Here is a 4,895-nt window from a genome sequence, read left to right on the forward strand (position 1 = left end):
CGCCACCGCTGCCACGGGCGAAGCCGCCGCGGCCGCGCTGGCGCCCGCCGAGGCGCCCGCGGAAACCACCGCGAACGGCAATCCGGCCCGCCTGCCCGAGGCCGAGATGCACTTCTCCTTCGACATGCCACTGCGCGAGGCGCGGGACCTGTTCGAACGCGCCTATTTCGAATACCACCTGGTGCGCGAGCACGGCAGCATGACGCGCGTGGCCGAGAAGACCGGCCTCGAGCGGACCCACCTGTACCGCAAGCTCAAGCAGCTTGGGGTGGAACTCGGGCGCAACAAGCCCGAGCCCACCGAACAATGACCGGCAGTGACGCACGCAACGCTTGACTGGCGGATTTCACGCTGATATAGTTTCGCTTCTTTGGCCCGGTAGCTCAGTCGGTAGAGCAGAGGATTGAAAATCCTTGTGTCGGCGGTTCGATTCCGTCCCAGGCCACCAGATACAAGAAAACGGACGCTTCGGCGTCCGTTTTTGCGTTGGTGCGGCAGTATTCTGCATCACGCGCAACTTCGTCGAGTTGCGATACGCAACCGCACGACACTTGCCGGCGAGCATCGCCCAAAACTAAGCGAACTACGATAGAGACTAGAGAGCATCCGGTATTTAATCCGCCCAAGCTAAAACGCGTTCCCAAAAGGCGGTGTTCCGATGTTCCAGTCTCCCTTCCACTCCCCCACGCGCACCCAAGGCGCCCTGGCAAGCCTGCTGCTCTGCGCACTGATTGCAGGATGCGGCGGCGACGGCGGTGGCGACGGCGGCGGCGTCGACGATGCCAATACCACGCCAGCCTCTTCCCCCCCGAGCATCAGCGACACCGGCTTGCCGCCCGACAGCGGCCCCATCGACGTCCTTCCCGCCCCGGAGCCGCGCTACGACACGCGCACGCACACGCTCGCCGGAAAGTTCGAATTTGGCCAAACCCATATGGTCGAGAGCAAAGAAACGCGCATTGCGCCATCGCTCTCAACTGGTCGAAATACGATGGTGCTGTTCACGCCGACATCGGCCATCCCGAGCAGCAAGCCGATGTTTATCGAAGCCATCGAGAATGGCCGGTCGCTGGGTCGGTATGCATTGAAACCGCCCGAGCAGCTGCCCCGTTTCGTCGAGAGCCGACTCACGCCGGTGGACTTGCCGTCCTACTCGGACAAGGCATGGAGCGGGCTGGTGCCGGCCGGCTGGGTGCGCGCGGATGTGACGCTGTCCGTCGGCTATGACGATGTCTCGCACGTCAGGCAAACCGTGGACGCCTGGCGCACCAGCACGGCAATGCCTGCCCTGACAGCCGCCACCACCCTGACGCTGGGCCGCGTCAAGTTCACGATGTTCGGCGACGGCACGGAGAACACCGACACGGTCAACGCACGCAAACTCATGCGCGACTACTTCGCCGTCATGCCAGTCACGCAACTGCGGCTTGTCGACTACGCGCCCGTGCACTGGGATTACATGATTGCGCAGTCCGGCAGTACGCCGCCCACGCGTGTGACATCGGACGCGGCCTTCCGCGCCGCAGGAAACAGCAGCTATTACGGCTCGTTGAAGCAGTGGACCATCCGGACCAGCATGGCCAACACCGGACGCGGCCTGCTGACCGGCATCTATGGCGACAGTTCGCCCTACAGCTTCGGCACCTATGTCGGGCAGGGCCGGTACCGCAACAGCAGCGGCGCGCTCATCGACATGGACGACATCGGCGCCGCCGGCGGCTGGACCGGCTGGTCGGCCATCTGGTGGAACACCGACTGCGGCAACGCCTTTGCGCATGAAGTCGGCCATTCCTACACCTTTGGCCACTTTACCGGAGGCACCGCGGCCAACTGGAAAATCGCGGAAGAGTATCCGAAGGATGGCACCTGGCTGCCCACGCATCCGCAGCCGGTGGACGTGGTTCGCAATGCGTTCCGTACCTGGTACAAGGTTGCCGGAACGCCCGTGGCAGGCGATACGGCCAACGGCCTTGCCGGCAAGCGCGACCCCATGAATGGCGGCGAGCGGTCCGATGCCCAGTCCTGCTTCCCGCCCTACACGGCCTATCACGCACGCAAGTTCCAGCAATGGATGAAGCAGACTCCGACCCTGCGCGAGCAGGATCATCAGGCCGGCGTCTATGCGCAGGACGAACAGAGCGGAACGTACCTGCGGACCACGCCGGCCTCTGACGCCCTGGCGCCCGCACGCGTCAATGTGCCTGTCCTGACCCTGATCGGCACGCTGGCCGCCAGCACGGCACCGGACGCGCGCCAGATCTATCCGGCGCTGTACGCGGCAAGCGGCAACACCTTCGTGATGCCGAATCCGTTTGCGGCGGGACTGCCGGCCGCCTACCAGGGGGCACGATACTTCGTTGAAGTGCGATTCGCGGATGGCCACCGTGAATATACGTTGATCCCCCAGAGGCAGCTCACGCTCCCCACCGACCTCAAGCACTTTTCGATGAATGTGGCGCTGGATGACCATCCGGTGGCCGCCACCCTCTACGAGGCTGCGCAAGGCTATCCCGCCATCACGCTGACGCAGAGCACGGCACTGTTCACACGCCAGCTGGCGCCGGCTGGCAGCCTGCCCACCGTTCAGGAGATGGGCCAGGACAGCATCGGCCATGCTGCGGACATCCATCTCAGCGACATGTGCATCCAGGCGCCCTGCGGGCGGCAGGCCGCGGACGTGACGTGGTACCCGCAACCGGGCACGGAGATGTACGCCACGCTGCGCGCAGGGGGCTCGGCCACGCCGGCCACGGCGTCCGCCGCCAGTGGCTTCTATGCCTACACCCGGCTCGTCGTGCCGATGAAAGGCCCGGACGGCCAGACCCGCGCGGTCATCGTGCGGGCGGCACGCACCCACGAGACGACCTCGGGGATCAGCCTGTCACCGATCGACACTCCCGCGTCGCCTGCACAGACCACCAGCAATTTCCAGCGCATCGCCGTCTGGGCGATGATGGAGGACAATCCGGACCTGCCGGCGGGCTACTACGCGACGGAGGAGCCGGTGGTGCTCGATGTGCACGCGCGGCAGGGATCGCACGATGCGGTTGTCGATGATCTCAGGATCCATGTCTCGTTCTTCCGCCCCGAGCAGGTCACGGCGACCGCCTTCCCATTCCAGAGGGCCGGCTTCCAGTATCCCAACTCGAGCATCTTCTTCATGGCAAAGGACGGGCGGCAAGGCCCCGGGGCCGGCAAATGGGCGTACGACAAAAGCCCGGCGCGGCTGACAGCCCTCGTCGAAAACGTGGATACCCATGAACGTTTCGAGATGGTGCTGGACGGATACAAGCAAAACTGCGGATACGGACATTGGCAGTTCGCCATGAACGACGGCGGGAATCACGCCAAAAACTGCGCGGACACGCTGGTCGTGGCGTTCGACCCGGCCAAGAACGCGGCGTTGCCGGCCGGCCACTATGTCTCGCCGGCGGACACACCGTTGACGCTGACGGCGCACGCCTGGCACATCAACGCCAAGAAGCTCCACGAGTTGAGCATCCGCTGGGACGTCGTCATTCCCTGACCCCTGAGCTCCGGCGTCAGCACGTGGCGCGGCTGCAATGCCGCGCCACGTGCCGTTTACCCGAAGATCTCCTCGGCCACCGTCGGATGCAGCGGCAGGGTCGTCTTCAGATGCGAGGCCTTCAGGCCCAGCCGCAGCGACACCGCCAGGGCCTGGATGATCTCGGGCGCGGCGTTGTCCATCAGATGCACGCCGAGCACCCGGCCGCTACGCGCGTTCAGCACCAGCTTGATCATCGACTGTTGCGAGCTGCCGCCAAAGCGGTTCTCCAATGAGACGAATCGCTTGATTTCGGTGCGGATGCGCTCCGGCTTCCCCGCATCCTCGATGGCCTGCGCCTCCGTCATGCCCACCACGCCGATGGCTGGCTCGCAGAACACGGCGGTCGGGACAATGTCGAAATCGGCCAGGTCGCCGCGCTTGCCGAACAGGCGGTCCGCCACCCAGCGGCCCTGTGCGATAGCTACCGGTGTCAGATGCAGGTTCTCGGCCATGCAGTCGCCCACCGCGTACAGCGCGCGCTCCGAGCTGCGGAACTGGCGGTCCACGCGGATGCCACCTTTTTCGCCCAGTTCGATGCCGATGTCTTCGAGCCCCAGCCCCTCCACGTTGGCCTGCCGGCCGATCGCCGCCAGCACCGCCTGCGCGCGCACGGTCTGGGTACGGCCTGGATTGCCATCCTGCGTGTAGCAAACCTCCGTCGCGCCATTGGCCTGCGAAAGCAGCGTCACCTCGGTATTGAAATGCAGGCGGATGCCCTTGGCGGCCAGCGCCCCGGCCAGCGCGGCGGAAACGTCGTGGTCGAAGCGCGGCAGCAGCCGGTCCTCGCGCACGAGCAGGTCGACCTTGACCCCGTAGCGCGACAGGATCGAGGCCAGTTCCACGGCGATATAGCCCCCGCCGATCACCACCATCGAGGCCGGCACGGTCTGCCACGTGAACACATCGTCGGATGTGCTTGCCAGCTCGCCGCCGGGCACTGGCAGCACGCGCGGCCGCGCGCCCGTGGCGATCAGCGTCTTGCGGGTGCGCAGGGTTTCATTGCCGACGACGATCTCGGTCGGGCTCGTCAGTCGGGCTTCGCCGTGCAGGATCTCCACGCCGGCCTCGGTCAGCCGCTGGGCATAGGACGCATTGAGACGCGCGACCTCGGCATTGACGCGCACGATGGCGTCGCGCCAGTCCTCCTTGCCGCCCGTGTGCGACAGGCAATCAGACAGGATGGCCGCCCAGGTGGCGCCATAGGACAGCATCTTCTTGGGCACGCAGCCGCGATTGACGCAGGTGCCGCCGATGGCGTCACGTTCGACCAGGATCACGCGCGCGCCCAGCGCCGCCGCGCGCCGGGCCGCCGCCACGCCGCCGGAAC

3 protein-coding genes and 1 tRNA gene are annotated in these 4,895 nt (G+C 65.8%); 3 read left to right on the top strand and 1 reads right to left on the bottom strand.

Annotation, left to right across the window (positions count from 1 at the left end):
* From KHO18_RS28595 to KHO18_RS27880, 3 genes are all read left to right on the top strand, one after another.
* On the top strand, positions 1 to 310 hold a 310-nt coding region (locus KHO18_RS28595), incomplete at its 5' end, for a helix-turn-helix domain-containing protein (protein WP_280527781.1).
* Positions 311 to 372: 62 nt separating this feature from the next.
* Positions 373 to 448, top strand: a tRNA-Phe gene (locus tag KHO18_RS27875).
* 210 nt (positions 449 to 658) lie between these two features.
* Complete coding sequence (locus KHO18_RS27880; RefSeq protein WP_211944283.1) at positions 659 to 3,526, top strand: M66 family metalloprotease; 2,868 nt, start codon at positions 659 to 661, stop codon at positions 3,524 to 3,526.
* Positions 3,527 to 3,582: 56 nt separating this feature from the next.
* Here the strand turns inward: KHO18_RS27880 and KHO18_RS27885 are convergent.
* Positions 3,583 to 4,895: dihydrolipoyl dehydrogenase family protein (locus tag KHO18_RS27885; protein ID WP_211944284.1), on the bottom strand; the 1,313-nt coding region annotated here is incomplete at its 5' end.

Source organism: Cupriavidus campinensis, from assembly GCF_905397395.1.
Classification (GTDB): Bacteria; Pseudomonadota; Gammaproteobacteria; order Burkholderiales; family Burkholderiaceae; genus Cupriavidus; species Cupriavidus campinensis.

Excerpts from the sequence above, each read along its gene's own strand:
- KHO18_RS27880 (WP_211944283.1), top strand. The coding sequence starts at position 659 with ATGTTCCAGTCTCCCTTCCACTCCCCCACGCGCACCCAAGGCGCCCTG.